Source organism: Burkholderia sp. D-99 (genome assembly GCF_011605345.1).
In the GTDB taxonomy this organism is placed as follows: domain Bacteria; phylum Pseudomonadota; class Gammaproteobacteria; order Burkholderiales; family Burkholderiaceae; genus Burkholderia.
This window is the reverse complement of sequence record NZ_JAAOXM010000009.1, coordinates 13,251-29,293: the sequence shown is the minus strand read 5'-3', so window position 1 is coordinate 29,293 and position 16,043 is coordinate 13,251. Positions and strand designations below refer to the sequence as shown.

Genomic DNA, 16,043 nt, shown 5'->3' with positions numbered 1-16,043 from the left:
TTCCTTCTGTCGTTGCGCTCACATCATTTCGGCAGTGCCGGAATCATCCACGTCAGCACGTGCTGCTGCAGGAACACCAGCACGCCGAGCAGCAGCGTGAGGATCACGCTGTGCCAGAAGGTGCGCGCAAACACGACACCTTCCTGCCCTTTCAGGTCCGTCGTCGACACGCCCGTCGCGATGTTCTGCGGCGAGATCATCTTGCCCATCACGCCGCCCGACGAGTTGGTCGCGGCCATCAGCACCGGATCGAGCCCGAGCTGCCGCGCGGCGACGACCTGCAGGTTGCCGAACAGCGCGTTGCCCGACGTGTCGCTGCCGGACAGGAACACCGCGATCCAGCCGAGCGACGCGGACACCAGCGGGAACAGCGCGCCCGTCGACGCGACGCCGGTGCCGAGCGTGTAGCTGATCCCCGAGTAGTTCAGCAGGTACGCGAGCCCGACGATCATCATCACCGTGACGATCGCGATCCACGTCTGCCGCCACGTCTTCACCACGCATTCGAGGAACGCGCCGGCGCCGGTGCGCGTCAGCGCGGCCGTGATGATCGCCGACAAAAGGATCGCGGTGCCCGTGCCGAGCGGCTGGAAGTCCCAGATCGCCGCATACGGCTTGTGGTACAGCGACACGAACACCGCGTTGTGCAGGCCCGGCCACTTGATCTTCACGTCGCCGATCGCCGCGATGTTCGCGTGCACCCACACGATCACGACCACCGACACGACGAGCCACGGCAGCCAGCCGCCAAAGCCCGCGCGCGCGGCGCCGGCCGTTGCAGGCACGCTGCGCGCGAGCGCGTATTGCGGATCGGGCTGCGGCTTCCACACCTGCAGGAAACCGATCGTGACGATCAGCGACGTGAGCGACGACAGCACGTCGGTGAGCTGGTAGCCGAGGAAGTTCGACGTGACGAACTGCGCGATCGCGAAGCTGGCGCCCGACACGAGCAGCGCGGGCCACAGCTTCGAGATCGAGCGCAGCCCGCCGTACGCGCCGACCACGTAGAACGGCAACAGCAGCGCGAAGAACGGCAACTGGCGGCCGACCATCTGCGCGAGTGTCGCGGGCGGCAGCGACGTCACCGCGCCGAGCACGGTGATCGGCACGCCGAGCGCGCCGAACGCGACCGGCGCCGTGTTGAACAACAGCGTATAGGTGAGCGCCTCGAGCGCGGGGAAGCCGAGCGCGATCAGCAGTGCGCTCGTGATCGCGACCGGCGTGCCGAATCCGGAGATCCCTTCGAGCAGGCAGCCGAACGAGAATGCGACGACGAGCAGCACGAGGCGGCGATCGTCGGGCAGGTTGTCGAGCATCCACTGCCGGAACTGGTCGAAGCGGCCCGACTTCACCGCGATGTTGTACAGCAGCAGCGCGTTGAAGACGATCCACATCACCGGCACGACCGCGAGCGCCATGCCCGCGCCGACCGCGTTGAACGCGAGCCCGGCCGGCATCCCCCACGCACCGATCGCGACCGCGAGGCCGGCGACCAGCCCGGCGAGCGACGCCTGCCACGCGGGGCGGCGCAACACGCCCAGCGCGATCAGCGCGACCGCGATCGGGATCGCGGCGACGAGGAAGGACAGCAGCAGCGAGTTGGCGACCGGCGTCAACGGCTGTGCGAAGACGATGCCGGGCGGTAGGGCGTCGGTGGGATTCATCGCGTCTCCAAAGTCGACCCGGGTTGGCGCTACGGCGCCCCCGGATTCGGTGCAAAGCGGTCCTTCTGCAGTCGCGACGGCGATCAGGCGCTTGCGCACGCAACGACGTCGCACGGCCAACCGATCGGTCGCTTAAATGAGGTTAGGAGGCGCGCGGCGCTTGTACAAGGGGGGACAAGCCCGATGCATGCCGAACCGATCCGAACCCGCCGCCGCATGCTGACCGGCAGCGGGCGGGCCGCTGTCGCGTTCGACAGGACGCCCGTCACGCGCGGCTCACCAGCGCGGCGCGGCGGCGTCACCCGCGCAATGTTGCACGTGCGGCAAAGGTGCCTGACGGCGGGCGGGATGTTTCGTTTGGCGTCCGAAGCCTAGACTGGTCGCATCGATTCCACCCGCGCCGGCCACGGCACGGCGCCGGAACCTCACGGAGTGAACACGATGAAGACGATGAAACAGGCAGCATGCGCATGCGTGCTGATCGGCGCGGCCGTCGCCGCGCACGCGCAGGCCGCGTCGACGCTGACGCGCGCCGAGGTTCGCCAGGAGCTCGTGGAGCTGCAGGCCGCCGGCTACCGGACGAGCCTGGCAAGCAGTCCCGACTTTCCGGAAAACATGCAGGCGATCATGCACCGTGCCGCGCAGGCGCGCGGCGACGACACCGGCTACGGCGGCGACGCCGGGGTAAACGTGGAATCGGGCAAGCCGGCGCTGCCGCACGCGATCGATCGCGGCACGTACGCACACCACTGACAGCGGATCGAACCGGATCGGGTGCACAACGGCGCACGCCGACCGGCGACGGAGGCGGAGGCGGAGACGCGCATCGTGCACCGCGCCGAACGACGCGGTGCACGTGCGCCAGGTATCACACGCTGAAGCGGTTCAACGTATAGGCGCGATAGGCCGCGACGAACGCGTCGAACGATCCGGCCTCCTTCGCTTCGAGCTCGGCCTGCTCGGCCAGCGACTTCGCGGCGAGCGCCTGCTCGGTGCACAGCGTATCCGCCGACGGCGGGCGCGCGCGGAATTGCGCGGCATGCGCTTCGCTCTGCGCCAGCGCGAACCCGAGGAACGACTGCCCGTTCTCACGCATCGTGCGCAGCACGCGCGCGGACGCCGTGCGCTCCGGATCAGCGAGCTTCTCGCGTTGCGCGGCGATCGCGCGCGCATGCTCGTCGCCGCCGCGGATTTCGTCGAGACGGCGGCCGACGGTTTCGATATCGGTCATCAGTTCGTCCGCCCACGCCTGCAGCGTGATCGGCTGGCCGTCGCGCTGCAGCGTCAGCCCCGGCTTGCGCCCTTCCATCGTCACGCTGCCGAAGTTCGCGTTCGCTTCCTGGTACGCGGGACAGTCGAGCGCCGGGCTCTCGTCGAGCGCACACGCAAGCAGGAATGCGTCGATGAAGCGCGCGGTTTCCAGTGCGATGCCGGTCGGCTCGAACGGATCGATGTCGAGACAGCGCACCTCGATGTACTGCACACCGCGCGACGCGAGCGCATGCAGCGGCCGCTCGCCCGAATACGTGACGCGCTTCGGCCGGATCGTCGAGTAGAACTCGTTTTCGATCTGCAGCACGTTCGTGTTGATCTGGATCCACTCGCCATCGCGATGCGTGCCGATCGCCTCGTACGCCGGATACGGCTCGCTCACGGCCTTCGACAGCGCGTCGAGATAGGCGGGCAGCGTGTTGTAGTCGACGTGCAGCGCGGCCTGGGCGGTCGTGTTCGAGTAGCCGAGATCGCTCATCCGCAGGCTCGTCGCATACGGCAGGTACAGCGTGTCGGCATCGAACGTGTCCAGCTTGTGCGGCTTGCCGCGCAGGAACTTCGTATCGAGCGCGGGCGACGCGCCGAACAGGTACATCAGCAGCCAGCTGCGGCGGCGGAAGTTGCGGATCTGCGCGAGATAGCGCTCCGACTGGTAATCGACGAGCGTGGCCGTCGAGCCTTCTTCCGCATGCAGGCGCCGCCACACTTCCTCGTGCAGCGAGTAGTTGTAGTGGATGCCGGCGATGCACTGCATCGTGCGGCCGTAGCGATACGCGAGGCCGCGCCGGTACACCGTCTTCAGGCGGCCGATGTTCGACGTGCCGTAGTCGGCGATCGGAATCTGGTCGTCGGCCGGCAGCAGGCCGGGCATCGAGTCGTTCCACAGCATCTCGTCGCCGAGCGACGAATACACGTAGCGATGCAGATCGTCGAGACGTTCGAGCGTGATCGCGGCGTCGCGTTCCGCAGGCGTGATCAGTTCGATCAACGCTTCGGAATAGTCGGTCGTCAGCGACGGATGCGTGAGCGCCGAACCGAGCGCGCGCGGATGCGGCGTGAACGCGATCATCCCGTCGCGCGTCACGCGCAGGCTTTCCTTTTCGATGCCGCGCAGGCCGTCGGGCAGATGCTGCCGCGTCGGGCCCGAGCTCAGCGCTTCGAGGCGATTCAGCAGCAGTTCGGACTGGCGGTGAGTCATGGTGTTCGACATGGAGACGCAAGTGCGTGACGGCCGCGCGCAGAACGCCGCGCGCGGCCGGCTGGATTGTTGGTCGCTTCGTTGGTAGCGGGCACTTTAACATCTCGCCGAAACACGCGCTTGAGGTGGCCCCGGGCAGGGCGCACGGGCCGGAGCGGGCCGCCGGACGGGCCGGTCGCGGCGATCGCCGCATCTGCCACCGGTTCCAGGCGGCGGCAACGGGCACGCCGGTTACGCGAATTCGTCCGACGGAACGTGACGCGTACACGGGTGGCGGCAGGTGCAACCGTGCCGCCGAACCGGCGGCTAAAAGAAGGAAAAGTATGGGGCGTGCGCCCGCCATGCGGCGGACGACGGATTCGCGGAATGGCCGTGATGACCGGTGTCCGGCGGGTAGCCTGCGAATACCGGCACGACCTGCGCAACGGGTTGCATCACGGCTTCGTCGGGTCGCACCCGGCCGCGAGCCTCAGCGATCACCGGCCACCCTCACCCGCCGCGCGCGCCGCCCGCCCGGTCGGCCACTTCGTTCCACAAATGCAGCGCCGCGTACGCGCGCCACGGCCGCCAGCCTTCGGTGCGACGCTTCTGGGTCGCGAGCCGGTCGAGCGCCGGATCGCGCGCGGCGATCGACTGCATCAGCACGAGATCGGAGGCCGGCCATGCGTCCGGATCGCGCCACGCGCGCATCGCGATGTATTCGACGGTCCACGGGCCGATGCCGGGCAGATCGAGCCACGCACTGCGCAGCGTCGCGAGATCGGCGTGCTCGCGATCGACCGGCACGTCGCCGGCCGCCACCGCGCGCGCCGTGCCCGTCAGTGCCGCCACCCGCTTGCCGGGCATCCCGATCTTGTCGAGATCGCAGGCGGCCAGCGCGTCAGGCGTCGGAAAACGCCACGCGGGCGCACCGTCGTCGTCATGCACCACCCGCTCTCCGGCCCGCTCGACGAGCCGGCCGACGATCGTCGTCGCGGCCTTCACGCTCACCTGCTGGCCGACGATCGCGCGTACGGCCAGCTCGAATCCCGACCACGCGCCGGGCACGCGCAACCCCGGCGCAGCGTCGACGAGCGGCACGAACCACGGATCGCGCGCAAGCCCGCAGCCGATTGCGGCCGGATCGGCGCCGAGGTCAAACATCGTCGCGACGCGCGCGGCGAACGCGTCATCGACATGACGCGCGACCGCGCCTTCGACCGTCGCGACGAGGCAATGCTTGCGCGGATGTTTCGCGACCGTGAGCCGGCCGGCGTCGCCGTGCACGTCGACGATGCGGCGATACACGCCGTCCGCCACCTGCTCGACGCCCGGAATCGCGCGCCCGCTGAAGAAGCGCAGTACCCGCGCCCAGTCGTAAGGCGCATTGAAGCGCAGTTCCATTTGCGCGGACGGCGGCACATGGCCGCCGTTCACGATGGACGTCATCGTTGTTCTTGCAATGCTCAAACTGCGTTGCCCTCCGCAACGGATTCGGTTTCATCGTCGCGCACATGACGCGCCTCGGACGCGAGCAGCGTCGCCTTGCGGCGCACGCCCCAACGATACCCGGAAAGCGCGCCGCCCTTTTGTACGACGCGGTGGCACGGGATCGCGAGCGCGACCGGATTCGACGCGCACGCGGATGCGACGGCGCGCACCGCGCGCGGCGCGCCCAGCGCCTCGGCGATCTCCGAGTAGCTGCGTGTTTCGCCGTACGGAATATGCGTCAGCGCCTCCCACACGCGCTGCTGGAATGCGGTCGGCGCGATGTCGAGCGGCAGGTCGAACGCGTGCCGCGTGCCGTCCAGGTACGCGCGGATCTGCGCGACGAACGGCGCGAGCCGTGCCGACGCCTCGACCAGCTCGGCGCGTGCGAACGCGTCCTTCAGCTCGCCGACGAGCGCGGCCGGTTCGTCGCCGAACGCGATCCGGCAAATCCCCTGCCCGGTCGCCGCGACGAGCACCGTGCCGAGCGACGTCGAGGCGGTCGCATAGTCGATCCGCAGGCCGGCACCCTGGCGGCGGAACGCCGACGGCGCCATCCCCAGCTCGCGCGGCACCGACGCATAGAGCCGCGACGGCGAGTTGAAGCCCGCGTCGACAGCCGCCTGCGTGACCGGCTGCCCGCTTTGCAGCGCCTGCCGCAGCGCGGCGCCGCGCTGCGCGGCCTGGTACTGCCGCGGCGACACGCCGACCACGCGCTTGAAAAGCCGCTGAAGATGAAACGGGCTCACGTGCACGGCATCGCTCAGCTGCTGCAGCGTGAGCCGCTCGGCATGCGCGTCGAGCACCGCGCACGCGCGGTTGACGATCTCGAGCTCGCGCGGCAGCCCTTCCGGCTGGCAGCGCTTGCAGGGCCGGAAGCCGGCCGCGCGTGCGGCGGCCGGATCGGCGAAGAAGGACACATGTTCGCGACGCGGCAGCCGCGACGCACAGGTCGGACGGCAGAACACGCCGGTCGTGCTCACGGCGTAGAAGAACGCGCCGTCCGCATGCGGATCGCGCTCGGTCACGGCGCCCCAGCGGGCATCATCGGTCGGATAGGCGGCTTTCATCTGAACCTCGCACTCCCTAGTGTAGATGGTGCCTACTCTAGACATCGGCATGTGCCGTCGCGCCCCGAATCTTGCTCTGTGATTCGCACCGGCGAACCGGGGACACATCGATTGAAGATAAATCCGACAAAACGCGCGCGCCGGCTGTTACAGCGCGGTTTTCGTCATCGTCCCGTCACCATTTTGTTGCACTGCGGATGCGACAAATCGCCGTCCTGACGTTTTTTTGCATTCGAAATATTGCGTCGCACCATCGCCGTGTGTATAGTTGGAACTGTCTCCTCCATGTCTCCTCCTGATATGGATTAAGCCCGTTCCGCTCTGCGTGAACGGGCTTTTTTTCGTCCGTCGATTGTGCCGCGTTCCGGCCGGCGGCGCAGGCGCGATGCGTCTACACTCGATGCTCGTCGACTGTGAAGGAGTGCCTGCCCATGAAACCGACCATCCGCGGCATCGATCACATCGTGCTGCGCGTGACCGACATGGCCGCGATGACGCGCTTTTACTGCGACGCCGTCGGCTGCCATGTGGAAAAGGAACAGCCCGATCTGGGCCTCGTGCAGCTACGCGCCGGCGACGCGCTGATCGACCTGCTGTCCGTCGGCGGCCCGATCGATCGCCCTGACAGCGGCCCGCCCGGCACGGGGCGCAACCTCGATCACCTGTGCCTGCGCGTCGAGCCGTTCGATCCCGATGCATTGATCACCCATTTCGCCGCACATGGCGCACGGCCGGGCGCGCCCGCGGAACGCTACGGTGCCGGCGGCTACGGGCCGTCGATCTACCTGTTCGACCCGGAAGGCAACATGCTCGAATTCAAGGGGCCGCCGGCCGCGATCGGCTGAACGCGGCCGGCGCGCGGGCCGTCACGCGTCCGCGCGCGCCTTCAACACCGTCCATTCGACCGCGACCGGATCGTGGTCGGCGCTCGAGATCCACGCGGTGCCGTCCTGCACCGTGCACTGCAGGCGCATCGAGCGCTCCGCGAGCTGCCCGAGCGCGGCCGCGACGCCGTCGGCCAGCGACAGCACCTGCACGTTGCGCAGCCGCTCGACCTTGCTGCGCACGCCCTGCCACCAGATGTCCGACGTCTTGCCGCCGTACGCGATCACGGTGACTTGCCCCGCGCGGCCGGCCGCCTTCGAGATGCGCCGCTCGTCGGGCTGGCCGGCTTCGATCCAGACGTCGATCGCGCCGGTCAGGTCCTTCTGCCACAGATCGGGCTCGTCGACGTCCGACAGCCCCTTGCAGAATTCGAGCCGTTCGTGCGCGAACAGCGCGAACGCGACGATGCGCACCATCATCCGGTCGTCGGTTTCCGACGGATGGCGCGCCACCGTCAGCGCGTGATCGGCGTAGTAATGCCGATCCATGTCGGCGATTTGCAGTTCGGCTTTGTAGATCGTGGATTTCAGCGCCATGCGGATGCGGCCCGGGCGGGCATTCGGTTCGGTCGGGCCGTGATGATACCGAATGCGCGCCGTCCGGCGCGTGTCATGCGCCACTCACAGCGCAACGGCCCGGCATGGGCCGGGCCGTGTTCGGTTCGCGCCGCCGGCTCATCGGGCCGGCGCGCTCGCGCGTCGTGTGACTGCGCGGTGAATGAACGGTTACTGCTTGACGAAGCGCGAATCGGTCCAGAGACCCTGCTGGTCGCTGTTGTCGGCGCTGACGAACTGCACGTCGCCCTGGTCGACCGACACGACGCGGAAACGCTGGCCTTCCGGCACCGACAGGCAACGGTAGTCGTCGAAGTATTGCTGCTTCGCCTGCGACTTGCCGTCACGCTCGTGACTCAGTACGGAGTCCAGATTGTCCTTCGACAGGCAGCCCCATGCGTTCTTCGTCAACTGGATTTCCTGCGTCGGCTTGACGGCCGAATCACCGCCTGCCTGGGCAATCGACACCGCGCAAAATGCGCCGACGAGGGCAAAAAGGATACCGGTACGCTTCATCATGTTCTGTCTCCAGGCTTGCAGGCACCAGGCTTGGGTTAGCTATGTGTTTAAAGGTGATCGTGAACCCGCGTTTTTCACTTTAGAAGACCGGCAAGCGATAGCAAGCACATTTGTTGTGCGACCGCAATAGCGGCGGATTGTCGCACCCCGTGCGCAGCCCGTTTTTCGCGCGACGCGTGCGGCGGACAACACCTGTTGCGTGGCGAACAGGCCCGTCACGCCGGGCGGAAAGCGTTATCTGGCAAGACTTTCATCCGAATTACATCGCAGCGATTGAACGGTTTGGATAATCCATTTCGCTATCCGGATCATTTTGATGCGCTGCACATAAAGTCATTCGAAACGAATCAACTTTACCGCAACGCGGAATCGCAAATACCTGATACAAGAAAAATGCCAGGTATAAGCGAATCCGTATTTATCCGTAGTTCCCCGAATGTATTCGGTGCCCGCGAAAAACCCGCGGCAAGCGCCTTTCACCAGCGCGTTTACCCTGCTTTATTCGGACTGGATTGCTGACGCTCGAAATAATCGCGCTGAAAAATGCACATGCGATAAGCGTTGTGATACGCGCCGTTTCCGAAAAATTCTTCCTTCAATTCGGCCTCGTGCTGGAATCCGCATTTCTCGTACACGTGAATCGCCGCCGCATTCGACGTATCGACGATCAGGTACAGCTTGCGCATGTTCAGCACCTTGAACGCGTACTCGATCGCGAGGCGCGTCGCCTGGCCCGCATAGCCGCGCCCCTGGCATTGCGGCGCGATGATGATCTGGAACTCGCCGCGGCGATGGATGTAGTCGAGCTCGATCAGCTCGACGAGGCCGACCAGTTCGCCTTGCGCGTCGACCGCGACGAAACGGCGCTCGCGCTGGTCGTGCACGTGACGGTCGTACAGTTGTGACAGTTCCGAGAAGGTTTCATACGGCTCCTCGAACCAGTAGCGCATGATCTTCGCGTCGTTGTTCAGCTCGTGGACAAAGCGCAGGTCCTGGCGCTCCAGCGGCCGCAGCGCGAGCGTGTTGGTATCGTTCTGGAGTTGCATGTTCATATCCTTTTTTGATGCCGGCGCACGTGCGGCAAGGCCGCATCCGGGCCTGTCACGCACTGTAAGAAATTGAACGCGGGCGAAGTTCAGAGCCTAGAATGGGAGCTAGGGTTCCTGCCACCGCAAGGAGGCTATCGTGATCGAGCAAGTCATACTCGGAATTTTTCTCGTGCTGCCGCTCGTGATCGTAGCGGCGCTGTTTTCCGACGAACTTTGGCAGGAACATCGGCGCCAGCATCCGCGCGACGAAAACGCACCGCACATCGACTGGAAGCATCCGTGGCGCCGCGTGCGACGCGGGCATTGAGTCGATTGGCGTTCATCCGCGGGGCGCGCCGGCCGGGCCGCCCTGGAATGTGAACGCGTGACGCGCCCCCGTTCTGCACTCCGTTACGCACCCTGTAACGCCCCCGAATTCAGCCTCGATCCGATTCCCGCTCAACCCGCTCACTCTGCTCACTCCGCGAGACACCGCCGTGAACGACCAGCCCGCCCAGCCTCCGCACGACATTCCCGGCGAAACGATCGACCTGCAGATCGCCGACGTGCTGGCAGCCGTCCGCTACCCGGCCAACAAGGATGCGATCGTCGATGCCGCGCGCGACGCAGGCGCCAGCAACGAAGTGCTGTCGATGCTCGACGGCCTGCCCGAACAGGACTACGCGGACGTCAACGCCGTCACGCACTGGGTCGCCGGCAACTTCGGTCCCGGCCTCGGGGTTTGAGCGCGCACCCATAACGCGATAGGATCAGGCCGCACCGGTCGCGCAGCGGCCGGTTGCCTGTCGCCCGGCGCAAGACCGGGCGTTTCCGCCTACGTGCCCGGGGAACTCCATGGAAGGCATCCTGATCCAGCACACGACCCGCCGTCAGCTCTGGTTCGGCGCACTGACGGCGCTCGTCATCGTGCTCGCGCTCGGGATCGCCGCGCCGCACGCGAACGTCTCGCTGCCGGCCGTCGAGCCGTTCATGCCGATGTGCGCGCTCACCGTGTTCACCACCGCGAGCATCGCGGCGTTCTTTCTCGGTGCCCAGTTCACCGTGACACGCCAGCCGGTGCTCGGCGCGCTCGGCGGCGCCTACGCGTTCACCGCGCTCGCCGTCGCGCTGCAGCTGCTCACTTTTCCCGGCGTATTTGCGCCGCACGGGCTGTTCGGTGCGCAACCGCAAAGCGCCGCGTGGATGTGGATCTTCTGGCATGCCGGCTTCCCGAGTTTCGTGATGGTCGCGCTGCTCGCGCGCGCGCGGCTGGCGCGTGCACCGGTCGGCGCGCAGCAGACACGCTGGTGGACGCTCGCGCTGATCGGCGGGCCGGCTGTCGTCGCGGGGCTGCTGTGCCTGTTCGCGCTGAACGTGTCGCTGCCGCCCGCGTTTCATCCGCCGGGCGACGCGGCCGTGCTGCCCGTCAACGGCGTCGCGCTGATCGTGTGGCTGCTCAACGCGCTGGCGCTCGTTGCCGTGCTGGCCACCGGCCGGCTGCGCACGACGCTCGACCTGTGGCTCGCGATCGCGGTACTCGCGTGCCTCACCGACACGACGCTGAACCTGATGAGCACCAATCGCTTCACGGTCGGCTGGTATCTCGCGCGCGTGTTCAGCATGTTCACGCCGGGCGTGCTCGTGTGCGTGCTCGCGTGGGAAGTGACGATGCTGTACCAGCGGCTGTTCGAGGCACACGCGACGCTGATCCGTTCGTCTGCGCGCGACGGTCTGACGGGCGCGTTCAACCGCATGCACTTCAACGATCATTTCCACACGCTGTTCCTGCAGTCGCGACGGCAAGGCGAACCGCTGTCGCTGCTGATGGTCGACGTCGATCGCTTCAAGGCATACAACGACGCGTTCGGTCACGTGAAGGGCGACGCGTGCCTGATCGCGGTCGCGAATGCGTTGGCCGGCGCGGTGAGGCGGCCTGCGGACATGGTCGCGCGTTATGGCGGCGAGGAGTTCGCGATCGTGCTGCCGAACACGGGCGCGCGCGGCGCGCGGGTGGTCGCCGAGGAAGCGCGCGAGGCGGTATTGCGGCTCGATCTCGCGATGCCGGCATCACCCGCCGGGCGCGTGAGCGTGAGCGTCGGCTGCGCGACCGTGGCGGCCGACGATCTCTCGACACCCGATGCGTTGATCGAAGCCGCCGATGCCGCGCTGTATCGTGCGAAGGATACGGGGCGAAACAGGGTCGTCACCGCCTGAAAACGTCTGCTGTTTGGGTATTTGTTACGGTCATTGTGACCGGAATAATCCGCCGTTACGGATTGCGGAACAGGGATACGATCGCTTACAGCCGGTGTTGCGCGCGCTCGCTATGCTGGGTTTCATATTGAACCCGAGCAGGTGAACGCGATGAAGAAGACCCTTTTGCTGATTGCCAGCGTCGCCGTGCTGTTGAGCGGCTGTATCGTGGTGCCTGACGGCGGGTACTACGGTGGTGGCGGGTATTACCATCACCATCATTGGGATTGAGGTGGGTGAGGATCCGGATGGGTCGACCCGGACCCTCACGCCATCAAGTCGGCGCGGTCAGCTCGGCATGCATCAGAAACACCTGTAGCGCGGCGAGCGTTTCGTAATGGAGACGCTCGAGGCGCGCATCCTTCTCCGCGTCTTCGATCAGATCCCGTTCGGCATCGAACTGGTAGGGTTCGCCCAGCAGTTCGGCCATGTCGATCTGGAAGTACGTGCACTCTCCGTAGGGCCGCTTGCCGTCGATGTAGGACAGCGGCCAGAAGTCATCCTCCTCCAGCACCGCATCGATCGAGTAATCGTCGAGCGTTCTCCAGATAGTCCCTCGCAGTATCGCGAGATGCTCGGCGCGAAATTCGAAACGCCCCGATGGGTCGACGCCGCTTTCCGGAAAATCGAACGCCTTGCGCAGTGCCTCCGGGATCACGTATTGCCCCGGCGACAACGTGCCCGCGACCGTGACGAATTCGGGCACGACGTGGCCGAGTTCCGCCAGCGTGCGAATGGCCAGCACGTCATCATCGGTTTCGAGGATCGCCTTGGCGAGATCGATCGTCGCGCCGCTTCCCGTCAGCGGTGACTCGGGAACGATGCCCGGCGCACCGGATTCGATCGGCAGCCACATGACCTGAAGCCGCCTCATCAGCGCGACATGACGCGGCGTCAGGTCGGGATACGGCGCATCGTCGGCAAAGACGGCGCGAAGAATGGCGTGACGCTTGCTCGAATTGCTTGGCATAGGAGAACTCGTTGCAGCACGCGGCCAACATCGACCACGCGACAGGATTCAACTTCGGCAGACGTTTGCGGCTGGCGCGCGACGTCCGGTAGAGAAGTCAGGCAGCGCCCGCTGCCGTCATCGGTGGCGGGGCGGAAGGAGACAGGTTCCGAACGACGAGGCGATCGACCTCGGCTTGTGCCTCCGCAATTTTCGCGTCGGCCGCGACGATGCTCTTCTGATGGCGGTAGCGCGCGAAGAGAACCGAACCGAGTATCACGAGACCGAAAACGACATTCTCGACGGCCGGCACATGGTCGGTAAGGTCGCCTGCCAGGAGACCCAGGACCGTGCCGCCCACCGCGCCGAATACGGCCGCGAATATGCCATCGACGATCCAGCTCCTCGAAGGATATTTGAGCTGGGCGAGATTGAGTGCGGAAACGGCGTCCACGACGCCCACCACCTCGCCACGCACGGCCTGGAGTTGTTCCTCGATGACGTCCACCTGGCGCCGGACGCGCTCCTTATCCGACGAGGCGAGTACGCCTGCGTTGTAATAGGTCAGCAGGATGCGTTCCGATGCGATCCATTCGGCATCCAGATCGGTCGAAATCAGGCCTTTTTCTTTTAGATAGTCCCACCCGACTTTGCCATCGTGGAGCTCAATATAAGCGCCGTGCGATGCGCAACACTCGAAGACCGCCAACGCCCGGCGTAACGCAAGATCCACGGCGAAGCGATCGTTCGCTCGTGATGACTGGCTTTTCGCCATGTCTTCCGTCGAGTTGCCCGATGACTCGCTGCGTTTCCCGAATCCGAATCCCATGCATGCCCTCTCTTTGTTATGAGGCCGGGATTTGTTGTGTCGAGATTGCCCGGCTGGTCGATTTTACGACAGGCCGCATGATGCGAACGGGAGAACGACCGTGATCGGGTTATTCGATTAAATGCGAATGACGCGCCCCGAAGGGCTGTCGAGCTTCACATGCGCGGGCATCACTTCCCGATACAAAACCTGCTGAAAATCACCCCCAGCAGATCATCCGAAGTGAACTCCCCGGTAATCGCATTGAGCCGTTCCTGCGCGAGCCGCAGTTCCTCGGCAAACAAATCGAGCGACTGCGCGCGCTGCTCCGCGTGATCCGCCGCCTGCGCGAGATGCTCCTGCGCGGCCCGCAGTGCGATCAGATGCCGCTCCCGCGCGAGATACACGCCTTCCGCCCCCGCCTGCCACCCGGCGATCCGCAGCAGCTCCGCGCGCAGCATATCGATCCCGTCGCCGCGCTTCGCCGACAGATGCACCTCGGTCAGATCACCTTCCGCCGCCGGATGCTCGACGTACGCAGCCACACCGGTCAGATCCGTCTTGTTCAGCACGCGCACCACCGGCACGCCGCCCGGAAACCGCGCGGCAATCGTCTCGTCATCCGCCGTCATCCCGTTACGCGAATCCAGCAGATGCAGCACGACGTCCGCACGCTCGATCTCGCTCCACGTGCGAGCGATACCGATCCGCTCGACCTCGTCCTCCGTCTCGCGCAGCCCGGCCGTATCGATGATGTGAAGCGGAATCCCTTCGACCTGGATCGTCTGCGCGACCTTGTCGCGCGTCGTCCCGGCGATCGGCGTGACGATCGCCAGCTCCGCGCCGGCCAGCGCGTTCAGCAGCGACGACTTGCCGACGTTCGGCTGCCCCGCGAGCACGACCGACAACCCTTCGCGCAGCAGCGCACCCTGCCGCGCATCGCCCAGCACGTGCGTGAGCTGCTCGCGAATCTTCGCGAGCTTGCCGCGCGCGTCGGCCGCTTCCAGGAAATCGATCTCTTCCTCGGGAAAATCGAGCGTCGCCTCGACCAGCATCCGCAGCGTGATCACGTCGTCGACGAGCGCATGGATCTGTCGCGAGAACGCGCCGTCGAGCGAGCGCCCGGCCGAACGCGCCGCGGCTTCGGTGCTCGCCTCGATCAGGTCGGCAACGGCCTCGGCCTGCGCGAGGTCGAGCTTGTCGTTCAGGAACGCGCGTCGCGTGAATTCGCCGGGCTCCGCAAGCCGCAGCCCGAAACCGCGCCCCGCGTCCAGGCAGCGCTGCAGCAGCAGTTGCATCACGATCGGGCCGCCGTGCCCCTGCAGCTCGAGCACATGCTCGCCGGTGTACGAATGCGGCGCCGGGAAATACAGCGCGATCCCGCGGTCGAGCGGCGCGCCGTGCTCGTCGAGGAACGGCACGTAGCTCGCATGGCGCGGCACGAGCTTCTGCCCGCACAACGCGTCGATCAGCGGCAACGCGGCCGCCTCGCCGCCACGCCCAAACGACACGCGGACGACCCCGATGCCCCCCCGGCCGGCAGCAGTGGCAATGGCGACGATCGGATCGGAATCGGTAGCGAGCATGGGAATCGGATGAATCGGGTGATCAGTGAATATGGTGCGCCCGCGCAACAGTTCGGGCATCGGAACGCCGGCATTGTAGCGTGCCGGCTCATACACCATCGGTCGCCGCGCAGGATTCGGACGCGCCCGAATTTATCCCGCCGGGGATAAGCCAAGTATCAGTCCAGCGCAATGTCACAGCAGTCGTTTCGGACGAGTATGCCTGCTGGAGCGGCCCAACGATGTGGCCCTCAATTTTGTTCCCCACTCTGATCGAGATTGGGATTCGTCTGAACGAGATACGTTTAGCCCGAATGGTTGTCTGAAACATGGCGGTGGAATTGCACAATCTCCCCCATGCCGACATCCGAAGAAAAAGCCGCGTTCTCGGAACGCCTGAAATTCGCCCTGCGGCGCAGCCCGGAGAAGGTCACCGGTGCGACTGAGCTGGCGAACCGATTCAATTTGCGCCACCGCGGAACGCAACCCGTTTCGCCGCAAACCGCGCACAAGTGGCTGACGGGCCGCACGATTCCGACGTCGGACAAACTCGCCACGCTCGCCGAATGGTTGCGCGTCGAACTCCACTGGCTGCATTACGGCCCGTCGCCGAGCGTGATCGAACACCCGACACCGCAACCGCTGCCGCGCGACGAGCGCTATCCGCCGACGCCCGAGACGATCGAGCTCGCGTCGAAGATCGAAGCGTTGTCGCCGCATCATCGCTACCTCGTGCAGGAACTGGTCGAACAGTTCTACGGCGACTCGGGCGAATCAAAGAAGGGCTGAACCCGCACCGGAACCGCAAAAG

At 66.0% G+C, this 16,043-nt stretch carries 16 protein-coding genes; 6 read left to right on the top strand and 10 right to left on the bottom strand.

Features of this window, described 5'->3' with window-relative positions; all coding sequences use genetic code 11:
• Positions 1 to 23: 23 nt before the first annotated feature.
• Positions 24 to 1,664, bottom strand: coding sequence for an L-lactate permease (locus tag HAV18_RS27095; protein ID WP_166962306.1), 1,641 nt, complete (start codon positions 1,662 to 1,664; stop codon positions 24 to 26).
• 441 nt (positions 1,665 to 2,105) lie between these two features.
• Here HAV18_RS27095 and HAV18_RS27090 point away from each other — a divergent pair, with 441 nt between their 5' ends.
• Positions 2,106 to 2,417 (top strand): DUF4148 domain-containing protein, encoded by a 312-nt coding sequence (locus HAV18_RS27090; RefSeq protein WP_166962303.1) that lies wholly within the window; start codon positions 2,106 to 2,108, stop codon positions 2,415 to 2,417.
• A gap of 115 nt (positions 2,418 to 2,532) precedes the next feature.
• Here HAV18_RS27090 and gshA read toward each other — a convergent pair whose 3' ends face one another.
• The 3 genes from gshA to ada form a co-directional block, all read right to left on the bottom strand.
• Positions 2,533 to 4,146: a glutamate--cysteine ligase gene (gene gshA, locus HAV18_RS27085; RefSeq protein ID WP_166962300.1), complete on the bottom strand. Its 1,614-nt coding sequence runs from the start codon at positions 4,144 to 4,146 to the stop codon at positions 2,533 to 2,535.
• A 477-nt stretch (positions 4,147 to 4,623) separates the two neighbouring features.
• Complete coding sequence (locus HAV18_RS27080) at positions 4,624 to 5,562, bottom strand: DNA-3-methyladenine glycosylase (protein WP_208102150.1); 939 nt, start codon at positions 5,560 to 5,562, stop codon at positions 4,624 to 4,626.
• 17 nt (positions 5,563 to 5,579) lie between these two features.
• Positions 5,580 to 6,671 (bottom strand): bifunctional DNA-binding transcriptional regulator/O6-methylguanine-DNA methyltransferase Ada, encoded by a 1,092-nt coding sequence (gene ada, locus HAV18_RS27075; protein WP_166962294.1) that lies wholly within the window; start codon positions 6,669 to 6,671, stop codon positions 5,580 to 5,582.
• Positions 6,672 to 7,102: 431 nt separating this feature from the next.
• On the opposite strand from ada, the gene HAV18_RS27070 reads away from it, so the two are divergent.
• A complete protein-coding gene (locus tag HAV18_RS27070; protein WP_166962291.1) occupies positions 7,103 to 7,516 on the top strand; it encodes a VOC family protein in 414 nt (137 codons plus the stop codon).
• 21 nt (positions 7,517 to 7,537) lie between these two features.
• Here the strand turns inward: HAV18_RS27070 and HAV18_RS27065 are convergent, their stop codons facing one another.
• From HAV18_RS27065 to speG, 3 genes are all read right to left on the bottom strand, one after another.
• On the bottom strand, positions 7,538 to 8,092 hold the full coding sequence (locus tag HAV18_RS27065; protein ID WP_166962288.1) for a YaeQ family protein: 555 nt from the start codon (positions 8,090 to 8,092) through the stop codon (positions 7,538 to 7,540).
• Positions 8,093 to 8,281: 189 nt separating this feature from the next.
• Positions 8,282 to 8,629 (bottom strand): surface attachment protein Sap1, encoded by a 348-nt coding sequence (sap1, locus tag HAV18_RS27060; RefSeq protein WP_027788811.1) that lies wholly within the window; start codon positions 8,627 to 8,629, stop codon positions 8,282 to 8,284.
• A 488-nt stretch (positions 8,630 to 9,117) separates the two neighbouring features.
• Complete coding sequence (gene speG, locus HAV18_RS27055; RefSeq protein ID WP_060064019.1) at positions 9,118 to 9,675, bottom strand: spermidine N1-acetyltransferase; 558 nt, start codon at positions 9,673 to 9,675, stop codon at positions 9,118 to 9,120.
• A gap of 139 nt (positions 9,676 to 9,814) precedes the next feature.
• Between speG and HAV18_RS27050 the strand changes: the two genes are divergently transcribed.
• From HAV18_RS27050 to HAV18_RS27040, 3 genes are all read left to right on the top strand, one after another.
• Entirely contained in the window at positions 9,815 to 9,985 is a 171-nt protein-coding gene (locus HAV18_RS27050) for a hypothetical protein (RefSeq protein ID WP_006489933.1), read from the top strand.
• A gap of 169 nt (positions 9,986 to 10,154) precedes the next feature.
• Positions 10,155 to 10,403, top strand: coding sequence for a DUF2795 domain-containing protein (locus tag HAV18_RS27045; RefSeq protein WP_166962285.1), 249 nt, complete (start codon positions 10,155 to 10,157; stop codon positions 10,401 to 10,403).
• A 109-nt stretch (positions 10,404 to 10,512) separates the two neighbouring features.
• Positions 10,513 to 11,871, top strand: coding sequence for a sensor domain-containing diguanylate cyclase (locus HAV18_RS27040; RefSeq protein WP_166962282.1), 1,359 nt, complete (start codon positions 10,513 to 10,515; stop codon positions 11,869 to 11,871).
• A 313-nt stretch (positions 11,872 to 12,184) separates the two neighbouring features.
• Here HAV18_RS27040 and HAV18_RS27035 read toward each other — a convergent pair whose 3' ends face one another.
• The 3 genes from HAV18_RS27035 to mnmE all read right to left on the bottom strand — a co-directional run bounded on the left by HAV18_RS27035 (position 12,185) and on the right by mnmE (position 15,253).
• Positions 12,185 to 12,880, bottom strand: a complete 696-nt coding sequence (locus tag HAV18_RS27035; RefSeq protein ID WP_166962279.1) for a hypothetical protein — start codon at positions 12,878 to 12,880, stop codon at positions 12,185 to 12,187.
• A gap of 97 nt (positions 12,881 to 12,977) precedes the next feature.
• Positions 12,978 to 13,688: a hypothetical protein gene (locus tag HAV18_RS27030; RefSeq protein WP_166962276.1), complete on the bottom strand. Its 711-nt coding sequence runs from the start codon at positions 13,686 to 13,688 to the stop codon at positions 12,978 to 12,980.
• A 170-nt stretch (positions 13,689 to 13,858) separates the two neighbouring features.
• Positions 13,859 to 15,253 (bottom strand): tRNA uridine-5-carboxymethylaminomethyl(34) synthesis GTPase MnmE, encoded by a 1,395-nt coding sequence (mnmE, locus tag HAV18_RS27025; RefSeq protein WP_166962273.1) that lies wholly within the window; start codon positions 15,251 to 15,253, stop codon positions 13,859 to 13,861.
• Between the two features lie 336 nt (positions 15,254 to 15,589).
• Between mnmE and HAV18_RS27020 the strand changes: the two genes are divergently transcribed.
• Positions 15,590 to 16,021: a transcriptional regulator gene (locus tag HAV18_RS27020; protein WP_166962270.1), complete on the top strand. Its 432-nt coding sequence runs from the start codon at positions 15,590 to 15,592 to the stop codon at positions 16,019 to 16,021.
• Positions 16,022 to 16,043 lie beyond the last annotated feature (22 nt).